11 protein-coding genes and 5 pseudogenes are annotated in these 16,809 nt (G+C 69.8%); 5 read left to right on the top strand and 11 right to left on the bottom strand.

The window, feature by feature from the left end; genetic code table 11:
* Nucleotides 1–12: 12 nt before the first annotated feature.
* Nucleotides 13–2,881: pseudogene (gene uvrA, locus H3H54_RS08975) on the bottom strand (excinuclease ABC subunit UvrA).
* A gap of 72 nt (nucleotides 2,882–2,953) precedes the next feature.
* On the opposite strand from uvrA, the gene H3H54_RS08970 reads away from it, so the two are divergent.
* A complete protein-coding gene (locus H3H54_RS08970; protein WP_262426314.1) occupies nucleotides 2,954–3,631 on the top strand; it encodes an MBL fold metallo-hydrolase in 678 nt (225 codons plus the stop codon).
* Nucleotides 3,628–5,368 (top strand): annotated as a pseudogene (locus H3H54_RS08965) (bifunctional 3'-5' exonuclease/DNA polymerase). The gene H3H54_RS08970 and the pseudogene H3H54_RS08965 overlap by 4 nt, the downstream one beginning before the upstream one ends.
* Here H3H54_RS08965 and H3H54_RS08960 read toward each other — a convergent pair.
* Entirely contained in the window at nucleotides 5,343–5,786 is a 444-nt protein-coding gene (locus tag H3H54_RS08960; RefSeq protein WP_262426313.1) for a hypothetical protein, read from the bottom strand. The pseudogene H3H54_RS08965 and the gene H3H54_RS08960 sit on opposite strands and share 26 nt — an antisense overlap.
* A gap of 510 nt (nucleotides 5,787–6,296) precedes the next feature.
* Between H3H54_RS08960 and H3H54_RS08955 the strand changes: the two genes are divergently transcribed.
* The gene (locus H3H54_RS08955; protein WP_262426312.1) at nucleotides 6,297–6,743 is read left to right on the top strand and encodes a pyrimidine dimer DNA glycosylase/endonuclease V; all 447 of its coding nucleotides are present in this window, start codon (nucleotides 6,297–6,299) and stop codon (nucleotides 6,741–6,743) included.
* A gap of 55 nt (nucleotides 6,744–6,798) precedes the next feature.
* Here the strand turns inward: H3H54_RS08955 and uvrB are convergent.
* The 3 genes and pseudogenes from uvrB to H3H54_RS08935 form a co-directional block, all read right to left on the bottom strand.
* A pseudogene (uvrB, locus tag H3H54_RS08945) lies at nucleotides 6,799–8,900 on the bottom strand (excinuclease ABC subunit UvrB).
* 51 nt (nucleotides 8,901–8,951) lie between these two features.
* Nucleotides 8,952–9,218 carry a dephospho-CoA kinase gene (locus H3H54_RS08940; RefSeq protein ID WP_262426440.1) on the bottom strand — a complete coding sequence of 89 codons (267 nt, stop codon included), beginning with the start codon at nucleotides 9,216–9,218 and terminating at the stop codon, nucleotides 8,952–8,954.
* Nucleotides 9,140–9,586 (bottom strand): dephospho-CoA kinase, encoded by a 447-nt coding sequence (locus H3H54_RS08935; RefSeq protein ID WP_262426310.1) that lies wholly within the window; start codon nucleotides 9,584–9,586, stop codon nucleotides 9,140–9,142. Before H3H54_RS08935 ends, H3H54_RS08940 begins: the two co-directional genes overlap by 79 nt.
* Before the next feature lie 74 nt (nucleotides 9,587–9,660).
* Here H3H54_RS08935 and H3H54_RS08930 point away from each other — a divergent pair, with 74 nt between their 5' ends.
* On the top strand, nucleotides 9,661–10,353 hold the full coding sequence (locus tag H3H54_RS08930; protein ID WP_262426309.1) for a trimeric intracellular cation channel family protein: 693 nt from the start codon (nucleotides 9,661–9,663) through the stop codon (nucleotides 10,351–10,353).
* Nucleotides 10,304–10,552: a hypothetical protein gene (locus H3H54_RS08925; protein ID WP_262426308.1), complete on the top strand. Its 249-nt coding sequence runs from the start codon at nucleotides 10,304–10,306 to the stop codon at nucleotides 10,550–10,552. Before H3H54_RS08930 ends, H3H54_RS08925 begins: the two co-directional genes overlap by 50 nt.
* 7 nt (nucleotides 10,553–10,559) lie before the next feature.
* Here the strand turns inward: H3H54_RS08925 and aroD are convergent, their stop codons facing one another.
* The 6 genes and pseudogenes from aroD to rpsA form a co-directional block, all read right to left on the bottom strand.
* On the bottom strand, nucleotides 10,560–11,429 hold the full coding sequence (gene aroD / locus H3H54_RS08920) for a type I 3-dehydroquinate dehydratase (RefSeq protein ID WP_262426307.1): 870 nt from the start codon (nucleotides 11,427–11,429) through the stop codon (nucleotides 10,560–10,562).
* Nucleotides 11,426–12,507 (bottom strand): annotated as a pseudogene (gene aroB / locus H3H54_RS08915) (3-dehydroquinate synthase). The gene aroD and the pseudogene aroB overlap by 4 nt, the downstream one beginning before the upstream one ends.
* Nucleotides 12,504–13,046 carry a shikimate kinase gene (locus H3H54_RS08910; protein WP_262426306.1) on the bottom strand — a complete coding sequence of 181 codons (543 nt, stop codon included), beginning with the start codon at nucleotides 13,044–13,046 and terminating at the stop codon, nucleotides 12,504–12,506. Before H3H54_RS08910 ends, aroB begins: the two are co-directional and overlap by 4 nt.
* Nucleotides 13,043–14,290, bottom strand: coding sequence for a chorismate synthase (gene aroC, locus H3H54_RS08905; RefSeq protein WP_262426305.1), 1,248 nt, complete (start codon nucleotides 14,288–14,290; stop codon nucleotides 13,043–13,045). The genes H3H54_RS08910 and aroC overlap by 4 nt, the downstream gene beginning before the upstream one ends.
* Nucleotides 14,291–14,369: 79 nt before the next feature.
* Nucleotides 14,370–15,198: pseudogene (locus H3H54_RS08900) on the bottom strand (HAD-IIA family hydrolase).
* A gap of 101 nt (nucleotides 15,199–15,299) precedes the next feature.
* A complete protein-coding gene (gene rpsA, locus H3H54_RS08895) occupies nucleotides 15,300–16,742 on the bottom strand; it encodes a 30S ribosomal protein S1 (RefSeq protein ID WP_262426304.1) in 1,443 nt (480 codons plus the stop codon).
* Nucleotides 16,743–16,809 lie beyond the last annotated feature (67 nt).

The raw sequence follows: 16,809 nt of genomic DNA, 5'->3' as shown, positions 1-16,809 counted from the left end.
GGAGAGCTCCGCTCAGCGCTTCCTGGGCAGACCCGACCGTCGGCCCGCGAGCATCGGGGCGAGGAAATGCCCGGTGTAGGAGCCGGGGTCTCGGCGACCTGCTCGGGCGTGCCGGCGGCGACGATCCGGCCTCCGCCCGCACCGCCCTCGGGGCCGAGGTCGATGACGTGATCGGCGGTCTTGATGACGTCGAGGTTGTGCTCGATGACGATCACCGAGTTGCCCTTGTCGACCAGCCCGCCCAGCACCTCGAGGAGCTTGCGGACATCCTCGAAGTGCAGGCCGGTGGTCGGCTCGTCCAGGACGTAGATGGTGCGTCCGTTGGAGCGCTTGTGCAGCTCGGAGGAGAGCTTGACGCGCTGCGCCTCACCGCCGGAGAGGGTGGTCGCCGACTGGCCGAGCTTGACGTACCCGAGCCCCACATCGACCAGGGTCTGCATCTGGCGGCGGATCGCGGGGACCGCGTCGAAGAACTCGAGGGCCTCGGCGATCGGCATGCTCAGCACCTCGGCGACGTTCTTGTCCTTGAACTTCACCTCGAGGGTCTCGCGGTTGTAGCGCTGGCCCTTGCAGACCTCGCACTGGACGTAGACGTCCGGCAGGAAGTTCATCTCGATCTTCAGGGTGCCGTCGCCGGAGCAGGCCTCGCAGCGCCCGCCCTTGACGTTGAAGGAGAAGCGCCCGGCGGTGTAGCCGCGGATCTTCGCCTCGTTGGTCTGCGCGAACAGGGTGCGCACCCGGTCCCAGACCCCGGTGTAGGTGGCGGGGTTGGAACGCGGGGTGCGGCCGATCGGCGACTGGTCGACGTGGACCACCTTGTCCAGGTGCTCGAGGCCGGTGACCCGCTTGTGGCGCCCCGGGACGATGCGGGCGCGGTTGAGCTCCCTCGCGAGCACGGAGTAGAGGATGTCGTTGACCAGGGTCGATTTCCCGGAGCCGGAGACACCGGTGACCGCGGTCAGCACACCCAGCGGGAAGGCGGCGTCCTGCCCGGCGAGGTTGTTGGCACGTGGGGCGACGACCTTCAGCATCCGCTCAGGATCGATCTCGCGGCGCTTCTCCGGAAGCGGGATCTCCAGCTCTCCGGAGAGGTATCGGCCGGTGAGGCTGTCAGGGTTCTGCTTGAGCCCCTCTACCTCGCCGGAGTACACCACGCGCCCGCCGTGCTCGCCGGCGAGGGGGCCGATGTCCACCACCCAGTCCGCGGCGTTGAGCGTGTCCTCGTCGTGTTCGACGACGATCAGCGTGTTGCCGAGGTCGCGAAGCCGTTCGAGGGTGCCGATGAGCCGTTCGTTGTCCCGCTGGTGCAGCCCGATCGAGGGCTCGTCGAGGACGTACAGCACGCCCACCAGTCCCGAGCCGATCTGGGTGGCCAGGCGGATGCGCTGGGCCTCGCCGCCGGAGAGGGTGCCTGCGGCCCGTGCAAGGGAGAGGTAGTCCAGGCCCACGTCGAGCAGGAATCCGAGGCGGGAGCGGATCTCGCGCAGCACCTCGTCGGCGATCGCCGCCTCGCGCACGCCGAGCTCGAGGCCCTGGTGGAACTCGAGGGCGTCGCGCAGGGACATCTCGCAGACCTCGGCGATGATGGATCGCCGCCGACGGTGACCGCGAGCACCTCGGGGCGCAGCCTCGCGCCCTTGCAGGTGGGGCACGGGACCTCGCGCATGAACTGTTCGTAACGATCCTTGGCCCAGTTCGACTCGGTGTCGTTGTGGCGGCGCTCGAGGAAGTGCATGACGCCCTCGAAGCCGGTGGAGTAGGTGCGCTCCCTGCCGAAACGGTTGCGGTACTTCACATGGACCTTGTGGTCCTTGCCGTGCAGCAGCGCCTCGCGGGCGCGCTCGGGCAGCGCCCGCCACGGGGCATCCATCGAGAAGCTGAGCTCCTCGGCGAGCCCGGCCATGACCTCCAGATGGCGGTCCACGGATCCCATCGCCCAGGGGGCGATGGCGCCCTCGGCGAGGGAGAGGTCCTCGTCGGGGATCACCAGTTCGGGATCCACCTCGAGGCGCTGCCCGAGGCCCGTGCACTCGGGGCATGCGCCGTAGGGGGCGTTGAAGGAGAAGGTGCGCGGCTCGATGTCGTCGATCGCGAGCGGATGGTCGTTGGGGCAGGCGCGCTTCTCGGAGAAGCGGCGGATGCGCCCCGGATCGTCCTCCTCGAGATCCACGAAGTCGACCACCAGGATCCCCTCGGCCAGGCGCAGCGCCGTCTCGACAGAGTCGGTGAGGCGGCGGCGGGAGTCGGGCTTCGCGGCGAGCCGGTCGACGACCACCTCGATGGTGTGCTTGAACTTCTTGTCGAGCGTGATCTCCTCGTCGAGCCGGCGGTTCTTGCCATCGATGCGTGCGCGGGCGTAGCCCTGGGAGCGCAACGAGCTGAGGAGGTCGACGTGCTCGCCCTTGCGGCCCTGGACCACCGGCGCGAGCAGCTGGAAGCGGGTGCCGGCGGGCTCCTCGAGCAGGGTGTCGACGATCTGCTCGGCGGAGGACGAGGAGACCTTCTCACCACACACCGGGCAGTGCTGCTCACCGGTGCGCGAGAAGAGCAGGCGCAGGTAGTCGTAGATCTCGGTGATCGTGCCCACCGTCGAGCGCGGGTTGCGGTTGGTCGACTTCTGGTCGATGGACACCGCGGGCGAGAGGCCCTCGATGAGGTCGACGGACGGCTTGTCCATCTGCCCCAGGAACTGCCGCGCATAGGCGGACAGCGACTCCACGTAGCGCCGCTGCCCCTCGGCGAAGATGGTGTCGAACGCCAGGGAGCTCTTCCCGGAGCCGGACAGCCCGGAGAACACCACCAGCTTGTCGCGGGGGATGTCGATGTCGATGTTCTTGAGGTTGTGCTCGCGCGCACCACGGACGACCAAGGAATCACTCACCGTGCCATCTTAGAGGCGGAACCCGAGCTTCGAACAGTTGTTCGGAGGAGAGGTGAGCGACATACTGGGTCCATGAGCGATCATGAGTACACCGGACACGTCGAACCCGGAGGCGAGCCGATGGTGCGCGACCTCCACCACCTGCAGATCCGCAAGCTCTCCGTGGGGCCCATGGACAACAACGCCTACCTGCTGACCTGTCGGTCGACGGGGGCGCAGCTGCTGATCGATGCCGCAGCGGACACCGACTCGCTGCGACGCATGGTCGCCGCGGGCGGGGAGCACAACGGGTTGGACCTCATCGTCACCACCCACAGCCACCACGACCACGTGGGAGCGCTCGCGGAGATGATGGAGGCCACGGGAGCCCGCACCGCCGCGGGCGAAGCGGACGCCAAGGAGATCACGGAACGGATCGATCTTCCCCTCGTGCACGGAGACGTGCTCGAGTTCGGCCAGCAGCAGGTCGAGATCATCCATCTGCGCGGTCACACCCCTGGCTCGATCGCGGTGCTGTGGCGCGGCGGCGACGAGGGCGATCACCTCTTCACCGGCGACTCCCTGTTCCCGGGCGGCGTGGGCAACACGAACCAGGACCCGCAGCGCTTCGCGCAGCTCATCGACGATGTCGAGCAGCGGATCTTCGACCAGCTGGGCGACGACACCTGGGTGTACCCCGGTCACGGGGACGACACCACTCTCGGGACCGAGCGAGCCTCGCTGCCGACGTGGCGCGAGCGGGGCTGGTGACCTCACCTGCCTCGCCCGCATGGTGTGTCCTCGGCCGCGGGGAGGGCGGGCGCACGCTCCTCCTCGCGCTGGATCCGAACGGCTCCCCGTCAGGCTCCGAGGAGGCCGAGCCCGAGCACCTCGCCGCTCTCGTCTCGCGGTGGGAGGCGGAGCACTCCCCCGCTGGGTCTGGAGCGATGCGGCAGCTTGGTACCCGCGGCTGCTCGCAGCCGGCGTCACTCTCGAGCGCTGCCACGACCTGCGGCTGATCCACCGGATCCTGCGCCACTCGGAGCTGGTGCGGGACGCCGGACCGCTGCGGGACGCTAGCGACTGGGACACGCCGCTGGATCCGCAGGAGCCGGAGCGGGACCCGGGGGCGACGCTCTTCGAGCTCGATGCGACCGCCCGACGCTCCGGCGCCGTTCCCTCGGACCTGGAGGAGACGCTCGCCGAGTTCACGCGGCAGCGCACCGCGATCGACGCCGCGCACGACTCGGCACGCCTGCGCCTGCTGGTGGCAGCGGAGTCCGCCGGAGCGCTGATCGCCGCAGAGCTGCAGACGGCCGGGATCCCCTGGGACATCACCGAGCACGATCGGATCCTCACCGCAGCGCTCGGTCCGCGCCCCCCCCCGGCTCCCCACCCGCGCGCATGGTGGAGGCCGGCGCCGAGGTGCGCACGGCCCTCGGCGACCCGCTGGTGCCGCTCGACTCCCACCAGAGGCTGCTGCGCGCCCTGCACCGGGCGGGGATCGACGTCCCCTCCACCTCCCAGTGGGAGCTGCAGGGACACGATCATCCGGCGATCGAGCCGCTGCTGCGGTACAAGAAGATGTCCCGGCTGCTCACCGCGAACGGCTGGGCCTGGCTCGACGAGTGGGTGCACGAGGGCCGCTATCGCCCGGTGTACGTGCCGGGCGGGGTGGTCACCGGGCGCTGGGCCAGCAGCGGCGGCGGGGCGCTGCAGATCCCGCGGCAGCTGCGCCCGGCTCTGCGGGCGGATCCCGGCTGGTGCCTGGTCAGCGCCGACGTCTCCCAGCTCGAGCCCCGCGTGCTCGCGGCGATGTCCGGGGACCCGGCGATGATCGCCGCAGGGGCCGGGAAAGACCTCTATTCCGGAATCGTCGAGGCCGGCATCGTCGCCTCCCGGCAGGAGGCGAAGATCGGGGTGCTCGGAGCGCTCTACGGCGGCACCACGGGCGACAGCGGCCGGGTGGTGCCACGGCTGCGGCAGAACTTCCCGGCCGCCATGGCGCTCGTCGACGGCGCGGCCGCGACTGGTGAACGGGGCGGCACCGTGACCACCTGGCTGGGTCGCTCCTCCCCCGCTGTCGAAGAATCGTGGACGCTGGCTCAGCGCAGCGCGAATCAGCCCGAGGCCCCGGCCGGCTCGTCGGAGGCCGCCCGGCGCTCCGCCCGGGATCGCGGCCGCTTCACCCGGAACTTCGTGGTCCAGGGCACCGCGGCGGAGTGGGCGCTGTCCTGGATGGCGGCGCTGAGACTGCGGCTGTCACGATTCGGCGCGGTGCCCGAGGCCCATGCGGCGGTGCCCTCCGGGCCGGTCTTCTCGCGCCGTGCCCACCTGGCGTTCTTCCTCCACGACGAGGTGATCGTCCATGCCCCGGCCGAGCAGGCCGAGGCCGCGGCGACTGCGATCCGCGAATCCGCCGACGCGTCGGGCCGGCTGCTGTTCCCGGGCAGTCCGATCGACTTCCCGCTGGACCTCGAGATCAGCGAGCGCTCGGCGGAGAAGTGAGCGCGGTAAGCGCCGCGGCCAGAGCTGTGACGCGCTCCTGCCCGAGCAGCGGGGCGAGAGGCTCGTCGAACCATTGCTCCCACACGTCTTCTAGCTGTGCGGTGGTGATGCCGCCGTCGATGTGGAGGATCTCTGCGATGGCCTCGGCCTCCGGTCGGTACTCATCGGCCGGGGTCCCCTCGGGGCTCCCGGGCGCCAGCGCCATGGGGTCCGCTTCGATGAGCAGCTCGAGCACGCCCTCCTCGAGATCGTCGACCTCGGACGGCTCAGGTGCCCGTTCGTCGAGGACGGTCACCATCAGGGTCAGCGCTCCGGAGGCGAGCCCCATCCATACGCGGGGCGCGCGCACTCCGCGCCGGCGCAGCAGATCCTCGATCCCGCGGTCCAGACGGATGCCCGCCACGGCGGACCCGGCCACGATTCCGCCGAGGGCAAGGCTGAAAGCACCCTCGCGGAGGGACGGGGCCCTCCAGCCGGGTGCCGCCGTCGGCCTCTCGGCGGCGGCGCCCGGAGTTCCTCGCTGCAGCGCGATGAGTACGATCCCCGCCGTGAAAGCTGCCGGGAGCACGATGTAGCCGGTCCGCACCGCGTGCGGCAGGCGATGAAGGGGATCATCCCGACGCCGGTCGACGCAGCAAGGCCGACGGTGTGGGAAAGGATCCGGGAAGCGGTGGTCTGGGGCACGGGGCTCTCCTCGCTCGAATGCGGCTGCGCACGGGATGCTCACCCGGGTCCCCCGATCGAGCTGTCGACGCCGTCATGACGCTATCGGGCGGGAGCGCTGCGGCAGAGCGACGATCGTCGGGGCCACAGCTGACCTTCGCAGGAATACCTCTTCCGCTTCGGTGCCGGCTTCCGGTGATCCGTCTTGGTTCATCGCCCGCACACTGCCGTGCTGAGGGCGGGGATCGTGCGGCAGGATGGGTGCATGCGCCTGTGGTCACTGCACCCCCGCCACCTCGATCGTCAGGGCCTCACGGGGTGCTGGCGCGAATCGCTGCTCGCCCAGGCTGTGCTCGCGGGGCGCACGGCGGGATACCGCTCCCACCCGCAGCTGGAACGATTCCGGGCGCAGGGCGATCCGCTCGCCGCGGTCGGCGCCTATCTGGAGGTGCTGGCCGTGGAGGCTACCTCGCGGGGCTACCGCTTCGACCGGACACGGATCGACTCCTCACCGGGCGACGGGGCGGCACCGGATCGCATCCCGGTCACCGACGGGCAGCTCGCCCTCGAGTGGAAGCATCTGCTGGCGAAGCTCGAGCACCGCAGTCCCGAGCGCTGGCAACGCGAGCGCCTCCTCCCAGCCGCTGAACCGCATCCGCTGTTCACCGTGGTGCCCGGTGCCGTCGAATCGTGGGAGCGCGCGACCGGCTGAGCCGGGATCGGGCGTGCCGCGCTGGCGGCGCTTCAGCTGCTGGGCTGATCCCAGCTCAGGAGCGCTGCACCGCCCGCAGCTCCTTCTTCAGCTCCTGCACCTCATCGCGCAGCCTCGCCGCGACCTCGAAGTTCAGGGTCTCGGCGGCCTGGTGCATCTGCTGGGTCATCTCGTCGATCATCCCGGTCAGTGCTCCCACCGGATCATCACCGAGGTCCACGCTGCGACCCTTGACCGCGTCGACGGCGTTCGCGCGGGCCCTGTCCCGGCCACCCGCTCCTTGCCGGAGCGGTAGTCGGTGGACATCAGGGTCTCGGTGTCGATGTCCTCGCGGGCGAGCATGTCGGTGACGTCCGCGATGCGCTTGCGCAGCGGGGTCGGGTCGATGCCGTGCTCGGTGTTGTAGGCGATCTGCTTCTCGCGGCGGCGGTTGGTCTCCTCGATCGCGGACTCCATGGAGTCGGTGATCCGGTCGGCGTACATGTGCACCTGGCCGGAGACGTTGCGGGCCGCACGCCCGATCGTCTGGATCAGGGAGGTGCGCGAGCGCAGGAAGCCCTCCTTGTCCGCGTCGAGGATCGCGACCAGCGACACCTCCGGCAGGTCCAGGCCCTCACGCAGCAGGTTGATGCCCACCAGCACGTCGAACTCGCCCATGCGCAGGGAGCGCAGCAGCTCCACTCGGCGCAGGGTGTCCACATCGGAGTGGAGGTACTGGACCCTCACCCCGTTCTCCAGCAGGAAGTCGGTGAGGTCCTCGGCCATGCGCTTGGTGAGCGTGGTGACGAGCACCCGCTCGTCGCGCTGGACCCGCTTCTCGATCTCCTCGCGGAGGTCGTCGATCTGTCCCTTGACAGGTTTGACGATCACCTCGGGGTCGATCAGGCCCGTCGGGCGGATGATCTGCTCGACGTAGCCGTCGGACTTCCCCAGCTCGTAGGCGGCTGGGGTGGCGGAGAGGTAGACCGTCTGGCCGGTGCGCTCGGTGAACTCGGAGAAGGTCAGCGGCCGGTTGTCCAGCGCCGAGGGCAGGCGGAAGCCGAAGTCCACCAGGGTGCGCTTGCGGGAGCGGTCCCCCTCGTACATCGCGCCGATCTGCGGGACGGTCGCATGCGATTCGTCGATGACCAGCAGGAAGTCTTCAGGGAAGTAGTCCATGAGGGTGTTCGGGGCCGTGCCCGACTCGCGCCCGTCGAGGTGGCGGGAGTAGTTCTCCACACCATTGGTGGAGCCCATCTGTCGCAGCATCTCGAGGTCGTGGGTGGTGCGCATCCGCAGCCGCTGCGCCTCGAGCAGCTTGTTCTGCGCCTCGAGCTCCTCGAGCCGCTCGGCGAGTTCGACCTCGATCGTCCCGATCGCGCGCGTGAGCCGTTCGGGGCCGGCGACGTAGTGGGAGGCGGGGAAGATGTGGATGTGCTCCTCCTGCCGGATGACCTCGCCGGTCATCGGGTGCAGGGTGTAGAGCTCGTCGATCTCGTCGCCGAAGAACTCGATGCGGATCGCGAGCTCCTCGTACATCGGGATGATCTCGACGGTGTCCCCGCGCACACGGAACGTACCGCGCTCGAAGGCGATGTCATTGCGGTCGTACTGCATGTCCACGAAGCGGGTGAGCAGCTCATCGCGGTCCATCTGCTGACCGCGGGAGAGCTGGACCATCCGGTCCACATACTCCTGCGGGGTGCCCAGGCCGTAGATGCAGGAGACCGAGGAGACCACCACCACGTCCCGGCGGGTCAGCAGCGAGTTGGTGGCGCTGTGCCGCAGCCGCTCGACCTCGGCGTTGATCGAGGAGTCCTTCTCGATGTAGGTGTCCGACTGCGGGACGTACGCCTCGGGCTGGTAGTAGTCGTAGTAGGAGACGAAGTACTCCACCGCGTTGTTCGGCAGCAGGTCCCGGAACTCGCTCGCGAGCTGGGCCGCGAGGGTCTTGTTGTGCGCCATGATCAGCGTGGGGCGCTGCACCTGCTCGATCAGCCAGGCGGTCGTGGCTGACTTGCCGGTGCCGGTCGCGCCCAGCAGCACCACGTCCTGCTCGCCGTCGTTGATGCGGCGGGTGAGGTCGGCGATCGCCGTCGGCTGGTCCCCCGAGGGCGAGTAGTCGGAGACGACCTCGAAGGGATGCTCGGCGCGGACCAGATCAGTGACGGGACGCATGCCTCGAGCCTACGACTCGGGGGCGACGGACGACATGGTCGCCCGCTGCCGTCAGCGCAGGGCGGAATCCTCGAGCTGGTCGAGGACCTCGTCGAGGGCGTGCAGGGCACGTGCGGTGAGGGCCTGTCGGTCCGAGGTGTTGAGCACCAGGCGATCGGCGCGCCGGATCCGCTCGAGGTCGCTGACCTGCGCGGCCATCACCGACTCGACGTAGGCGCGATCCTTGCCGCGGTCGCGCATCACGCGGGCGATGCGGTCCTCCCGGCGGGCGAGCACCACCACGACCGCGCGGTAATCAGGGTCACTGCCCTTCTCCAGCAGCAGCGGGCTGTCGTGGACGATGAGCCGCTCCCCGCTCTCGCGGCCTCCCGCTCCTCGCGTGCGACGGCCTCGTCCACCCGGGACAGGACGATCCGTTCGAGATCCGCGCGGGCGGCGGCGTCGGTAAACACCAGGCGTGCCATCGCGGCGCGGTCGATGGTGCCTCCCGCCGCGCGGAACTCCTCCCCGAAGCGGGCCACGGCCTCCTCGACCCCGTCCCCGGGGACGTCGAGCACAGCCCGTGAATGGGCATCGAGATCGATCACCCGGTGCCCGGCCTCGCGCCAGATCGCCGCGACGGTGGACTTCCCGGAACCGATGCCGCCGGTGAGGCCGAGACGGAGCGGGACGGTGAGATCAGGCATGCTCCGATGGTACGGCCGTAAGAGCGGTCACGAGTAGGTCCCCGCAGGTGGCGCGCAGGACGTACGGTTCTGGGGTGGACCCTCTCGAGCTGCTGATCACGAACGACGTGCTGCGCGCCATGGATCTGCTGGGCGTGTTCGTGATGGGCGTCGCGGCGGGTGCGCTGGCCTCCCGTCTGAACTTCGACGCCGTCGGCTTCGCGATCATCGGCATCGCCGCCGGTCTCGGCGGCGGCATCGTCCGCGACCTGATCCTCGACTACGGCGTCCCCGCCGCGTTCTCCGGGCCCTGGTACCTCGCCTGCGCGCTCGGCGGCGCAGCGTTCTCCTTCACCATCTCGACAGACGGTCCCTGGTGGCGCCGCCTGGTCACGGTGCTGGACATCGCGGCGATGGGGCTCTGGGCGGCGACCGGGACCGCGAAGTCCCTCGGCTACGGCCTGGACGTGCTGCCGGCGATCCTGCTGGGGGTGGCCAGCGCTGTGGGTGGAGGGGTGATCCGCGACGTGCTGGTGGGAAGGATCCCCGCGGTCTTCGGAGGCGGTCCGCTGTATGCCACCGGCGCGCTGGTCACCGCGGTGCTCACCTGGCTGGTGGTCGCCCTCGGCCTGCCCTCCCCCGCTGGTGCTCATCGCCGTCGCCGTCGGCTCGCTGCTGGCCGGTGTCGCGGCCTGGCGGCGGTGGACCCTGCCGGCCCACAGCGAATGGCAGGTGACGATGTCCGCCGCGCAGCTGAAGAGCCTGGTGCGCCGCACCCGCAAGGATGAGCGCGAGCGCGTCGCGCTGGAGACCGGTGCGATCCCGGTGGTCGATGGGAGCTCCGACGCCTTCGCCGACGACTCCGCTGCGGAGGACCGCGACGCCGCCGGATACGAGGACCGGATCTTCCACGAGACGGATCCCGCGGAGCTTCCCGGCACCGCCGAGCACGAGGATCGCGAGGGTCCCGCGGACCAGGGCCGCTGACCCGCGGTCAGGGGCGCAGGAGCTCCAGCATCTGCGCCACGTCCTCAGCGGCGAGCTGCCCGGGTGCGGAGCCGGCCCCGGCGGTCGCGAAGGTCGCGGCGCTGCCGAAGGTCTCGGCCGCGACCCGGCTGCTCACGCCGAGCGTGCCCATGCTGATCGCGATGTGCGGGCCGCTGAGCTCCTCGGCGACGGTGAGGCTCGCCGAGAGCAGCGTGAGCACGTCCCTCGGGCTGTGCGGGGTCACTGCGATCTTCGGGACATCGACGCCGAGCCGACGCTGCGAGCGCAGGATCTCGATCAGGCGCTCCTCGGACGGAGTGGACTCCATGTCATGGAAGGAGCCCACCACCACCGTTCCGTGGCGATGCGCGGCCGCGATCACCCGGGCGACCGTCGCGGGGTCGCGGGAGGTCTCGATGTCGACCAGGTCGACCGCGGCTTGAGTGCCTGCCCGGCGCCCGCTGATCAGGCTCTCGAGCAGGATGCCCAGCTCCCGGTCCGCGATCGCACGGGCCCCTCCCTCGTGCGCGGTGCGGAAGGTGGCCAGCAGGGCACGGTCCGGCCCCAGCGCGCCGCGCAGCGCGGGCAGCGCGCCGAGCACGGCATCGCGATGTTCGGAGACGTCCTCGAGGTCCGGTCGGAAGCGGTCCAGCCGCCACTCCAGGATCCGGGCACGGGTCCTCGCCGCCCTCGCTGCCTGCTCCAGGAGCTCCTCCTGGTCGGATTCGACGAGGGGGACGATGATCTCCGGACGGCCACGGCCCAGCTCGATGCCGCGCACCGTGGCGGTGCGGCGGCGCACGTCGGTCTCCGGCGTTGCGCCCGCCATGGCGGGCTCGTCCTCAGGCGTGATCTCGTCGTCCATATCGGTGCTCACTCCTCGGTGATCGCGGCGTAGGCGGACAGCAGCAGCGCCGGGTCCGGTCCCTCGATCCTGGACACGGTACCGATGCGGTCCAGGACCACGAAGCGCAGCAGCCCGGCCCGGGTCTTCTTGTCCCGCTTCATGGCGTCCTCGAGCTTCGGCCACTGCCGGTCACGGTAGGTGGTGGGAAGCCCCAACGAGGTGAGGATCGAGCGGTGGCGGTCCACCCCGGCCTCGGAGAGCTTCCCGGAGAGGTGGGACAGCTCGGCGACGAACATCATGCCCACGCTCACCGCGGCGCCATGCCGCCACAGATAGCGCTCGTTGCGCTCGATCGCGTGAGCGAGGGTGTGACCGTAGTTGAGGATCTCACGGTTCCCCTGCTCGGTGAGGTCCCCGGAGACCACCTCGGCCTTCAGCCGGATCTTGCGTTCGACGAGCTCACGGAACGCGTCGCTGGAGACATCGAGCGCTGCGCCCGGGTCCTCCTCGATGATCTCGAGAATACGCTCGTCGGCGATGAAGCCTCCCTGACGACCTCCGCCATGCCGGCGGCGACATCGTTCGCACCCAGACCGGCGAGCACGTCGAGATCGGCGATCACCGCGATCGGCGGGTGGAAGGCACCGACGAGGTTCTTGCCCTCGGAGGTGTTGATGCCGGTCTTCCCACCCACTGCGGCGTCGACCATCGCGGCGACCGTGGTGGGCACCTGCAGCACGTCCACGCCCCGCAGCCAGGAGGCGGCGACGAAGCCTGCCAGGTCCGTGGCGGCGCCGCCGCCCAGCCCGATCACCAGGTCGTTGCGGCCGATCTCGGCCTGCCCGCACACGCCCCACAGGAAGCCGGCGACCTGGGCGGTCTTCGCCTCCTCGCCGTCAGGAATCTCGGCGGCGAAGGCCTTGCGTCCCGTGTCCGCGATCGACTCCCGGATCTGCTCGGCCACCTCGCGCAGGCTCGGCTGGTGGATGATCACCACTCGGCGGGCGCGCTCCGGCAGCAGGGCGGGGAGGTCCGCGAGCAGGCCGCGGCCGACGTGGACGTCATAGCCTCCGGTCGGGGTGGTCACAGGGATCACGGTGGTGCTCATGCGGTCTCCTTCTCGGGGCCGGTCGGCAGATCGAGCTGCAGGGACCGGATGATGGTGCGGGCCACGTGCGCGGCGCTGCCGTGCCCGGAATCGATGCGGTGCGCCGCCAGGTCCCGGTATCGGGGCCCGCGTTCGTCGGCGAGCTCGCGCCAGCGCGCCATGGGGTCCTGGCCCTCGAGCATCGGCCGTCCCACGCCGTGGGCCAGTCGGCGGGCGGCGATGGATTCCTCGACCTCGAGGAGCACGACGGGCCTGCCTCGCAGCTGCTCGGCGGAGGCCGGGTGCATGGGTGCTCCGCCGCCGAGCGACAGCACACCGCTGCGCTCGTTCAGGGCTCGGGCGAGGATGTCGGCCTCGATCTCGCGGAAGGCAGTCTCCCCCTCCTCGGCGAAGAGTCGGGGGATGCTGCGACCCGCCGCCCGCACGATCAGAGCGTCGAGGTCGGCGAAGTCCACGCCGAGCTGGGAGGCGAGCGATCGCCCCACGCTGGTCTTCCCCGCAGCCATCGGGCCGATCAGGATGGCCAGAGGGCCCGTCACGGGGTCGAGTCCGGCCGGCGGTCGGTCAGTGCCGACTGCAGAGCGTTCGTCCCCTCCAGGTGGGCGCGGATCTCAGCGACGGAGTCCCCACCGGTCTTCTCCAGCAGCGCATCAGCCAGCGTCAGCGCGACGACCGCCTCGGCGATCACCGCAGCCGGTGCGACGGCGCAGGTGTCGGAGCGCTGGTGGTTGGCGGTGGTCTGCTCGCCCGTGGAGACGTCGACGGTGCGCAGGGCCCGCGGAACGGTCGAGATGGGCTTCAGGGCACCGCGCACGCGGATCACCTGCCCATTGGTGATGCCGCCCTCGAGCCCGCCGGCGCGGTTGCTGACGCGCGGGAAGGTGCCCTCGGAATCCGCCTCGGGGATGAGGATCTCGTCGTGCGCCTGAGAGCCTCGGCGCCCGGCGGTGGCGAAGCCGTCACCGATCTCGACGCCCTTCATCGCCTGGATGGACATGATCGCCTGTGCCAGCCGGCCGTCGAGACGTCGATCCCACTGGATGTGAGATCCCAGGCCCACCGGAGCGCCGTAGGCGAGGACCTCGACCACACCGCCGAGGGTGTCGCCGTCGGCCTTGGCACCATCGACCTCGGCGACCATCGCCGCGGAGGTCTCCTGGTGGAAGCAGCGCAGCGGGTCCTCGTCGAGTGCCGCCAGATCATCCGGGGTGGGCAGGTCCGCGCCCTCCGGCACTCGCACGGAGCCGACCTGGAGGGTGTGGGAGACGAGACGGATGCCGGCCGCCTGCTCGAGCAGCGCCGCGGCGACGCGCCCGGCCACCACGCGGGCGGCGGTCTCACGTGCACTCGCACGCTCGAGGATCGGGCGGGCCTCGTCGAAGCCGTACTTCAGCATCCCGGAGAGATCCGCATGGCCGGGGCGGGGGCGGGAGAGCGGGCGATTGCGGGCGATCTCGCGCTCGTCCCCGGTGCCGGCATCGATCAGGAGGTCCTCACGGTCCACGGGATCGGCGCTCATCACCTTCTCCCACTTCGGCCACTCCGAGTTGGCGACCTCGATCGCCAGCGGAGAGCCGAGGGTGAGGCCGTGGCGCAGCCCGCCGTGGATGGTGAGCGCATCCTGCTCGAACTTCTGACGGCTCCCGCGGCCGTGCCCGAGCCGACGGCGCGCGAGCGCATCCTTCAGATCGTCACTGGTCAGCTCGATACCGGCCGGGACGCCATCGAGCAGGGAGATGAGAGAGGGGCCGTGGGATTCCCCGGCCGTGAGCCAGCGCAACATGGCCGTCATTCTGTCATGATCCCCCGCTGGCCCGGACAGGCGTCCGGGCCGTGGGAGGCGATGCCAACCCTCGTCCCGGTCAGTCCTCGTCCAGCTCCACGGATTCGATCGGGGTGAGCCTGCCCACCAGCGGCACCACATCCGCTATGCCGTCCAGCACCACCGTGGGGCGGTACGGGTACAGGGCGATCTCCTCCTCCCGAGTGGAGCCGGAGAGCACCAGCACCGAGCGCATCCCGGCCTCGAGGCCGGACTTCACGTCGGTGTCCATGCGGTCACCGATCATGATCGAGGTCTCCGAATGGGCGCCGATCCGGTTCAGCGCCGTGCGCATCATCAGGGGTTGGGCTTGCCGATGTAGTACGGCTGGGTCCCGGTCGCGGCAGTGATCATCGCGGCCACCGAACCGGTCGCGGGCATCGGTCCCTCCGCGCTCGGTCCGGTGACATCGGGGTTGGTGGCGATGAACTTCGCCCCGCCCTTGATCAGGCGGATCGCGCGGGTGATCGCCTCGAATGAGTAGGTGCGGGTCTCCCCAGCACGACGAACTCGACGTCCGAATCGGCGAGGATGAAGCCCTCCTCGTGCATGGCGCTGGTCAGGCCGGCCTCCCCGATCACATAGGCGGCGGCGCCGGGCTGCTGCTCCGCGAGGAAGCGGGCGGTCGCCAGGGCGCTGGTCCAGATCGCGTCCTCGGGGATGTCGATGCCGCTGCGCCAGAGCCTCGCCCGCAGATCTCGCGGGGTGAAGATCGAGTTGTTGGTCAGCACCAGGAAGGGGCGACCGTACTGCTGCAGTGCGGCGATGAAGTCAGCTGCCCCGGGCAGCGCGGCGTCCTCGTGGACGAGCACGCCGTCCATATCGGTGAGCCAGGAGTGGATCGGGTGGTCATCGAGCGCGTTGGTCATGGCACCAGTCTGCCGTAAGACCGCCACCGGACGCGAAGACGGGCGCCACCCGAAGGTGACGCCCGTCGTGATCGATCGCTGATCAGTCGATCAGCATCGGATCAGTTGCCGGTGAGCTTGGCGCGCAGGGCCGCCAGTGCCTCGTCGGAGGCCAGGGTGCCCTCGTCCGAGGAGCTCGACTGGTAGGAGGCCTGTGCAGCCGGGGCTGCGGACTCCGAGGAGGAGGACGAGGACGACGAGCTGGTGGACGCGGCGGCCGGAGCGTTCGCGGACTCCTCGTCGGCCTTGATGGCCTCGATGACCTGAGCCTTGTGAGCGGTCCAGCGCTCGTAGGCGGCCGCGTACTGGCCCTCCCACTCCTCGCGCTGGCTGTCGTAGCCCTCGAGCCACTCGTTGGTCTCCGGGTCGAAGCCCTCGGGGTACTTGTACTCGCCGGCGGCGTCGTACTCCGCGGCCATTCCGTACAGAGCCGGATCGAAGGTCGAGTCGTCGCCCTCGGGATCGACGCCCTCGTTGGCCTGCTTGAGGGACAGCGAGATGCGGCGACGCTCGAGGTCGATGTCGATGACCTTGACGAAGACGTCCTGGTCGACGGTGACGACCTGCTCGGGCAGATCCACGTGGCGCTGGGCCAGCTCGGAGATGTGCACCAGGCCCTCGATGCCGTCCTCGACGCGCACGAACGCACCGAACGGAACCAGCTTGGTGACCTTGCCCGGGACGACCTCGCCGATGGCGTGGGTGCGAGCGAAGAGCTGCCACGGGTCCTCCTGGGTCGCCTTCAGCGACAGGGAGACGCGCTCGCGGTCCATGTCCACGTCGAGCACCTCGACGGAGACCTTCTGACCGACCTCGACAACCTCGGAGGGGTGGTCGATGTGCTTCCAGGACAGCTCGGAGACGTGCACCAGGCCATCGACACCGCCGAGATCGACGAAGGCGCCGAAGTTGACGATGGAGGACACAGCGCCCTCGCGGACCTGGCCCTTCTGCAGGGTCTGCAGGAAGTCGGAGCGGACCGCGGACTGGGTCTCCTCCAGGTAGGCACGGCGCGACAGGACCACGTTGTTGCGGTTCTTGTCGAGCTCGATGATCTTCGCCTCGATCTCCTGGCCGACGTAGGGCTGCAGGTCGCGGACGCGACGCATCTCGACGAGAGAGGCGGGAAGGAAGCCGCGCAGGCCGATGTCGACGATGAGGCCGCCCTTGACGACCTCGATGACGCGGCCGGTGACGACGCCCTCGTCTTCCTTGATCTGCTCGATCGTGCCCCAGGCGCGCTCGTACTGAGCACGCTTCTTGGACAGGATCAGACGGCCTTCCTTGTCCTCCTTCTGGAGAACAAGCGCCTCGATCTCGTCGCCGACCTCGACGACCTCGCCGGGGTCGACGTCGTGCTTGATGGACAGCTCGCGCGAGGGGATGACGCCCTCGGTCTTGTAGCCGATGTCCAGGAGGACCTCGTCGTGATCGACCTTCACCACAGTGCCCTCGACGATGTCACCATCGTTGAAGTACTTGATGGTGGCATCGATGGCGGCCATGAGTTCGTCGGCGCCGCCGATGTCATTGATGGCGATCTGGGGGTCGTGGTGTCGGTCATGTAGGTAA

Origin of the sequence: Brachybacterium sp. Z12 (genome assembly GCF_014400405.1) — a bacterium.
Lineage (GTDB): Bacteria > Actinomycetota > Actinomycetes > Actinomycetales > Dermabacteraceae > Brachybacterium.
Note: the sequence above shows the minus strand (reverse complement) of the source record. Positions and strands in the feature narration are given on the sequence as shown.

Excerpts from the sequence above, each read along its gene's own strand:
- H3H54_RS08970 (WP_262426314.1), top strand. The coding sequence starts at position 2,954 with ATGAGCGATCATGAGTACACCGGACACGTCGAACCCGGAGGCGAGCCG.
- H3H54_RS08955 (WP_262426312.1), top strand. The coding sequence starts at position 6,297 with ATGCGCCTGTGGTCACTGCACCCCCGCCACCTCGATCGTCAGGGCCTC.
- H3H54_RS08935 (WP_262426310.1), bottom strand. The coding sequence starts at position 9,586 with ATGCCTGATCTCACCGTCCCGCTCCGTCTCGGCCTCACCGGCGGCATC.
- H3H54_RS08925 (WP_262426308.1), top strand. The coding sequence starts at position 10,304 with ATGTCCGCCGCGCAGCTGAAGAGCCTGGTGCGCCGCACCCGCAAGGAT.
- aroC (WP_262426305.1), bottom strand. The coding sequence starts at position 14,290 with ATGTTGCGCTGGCTCACGGCCGGGGAATCCCACGGCCCCTCTCTCATC.
- rpsA (WP_262426304.1), bottom strand. The coding sequence starts at position 16,742 with ATGGCCGCCATCGATGCCACCATCAAGTACTTCAACGATGGTGACATC.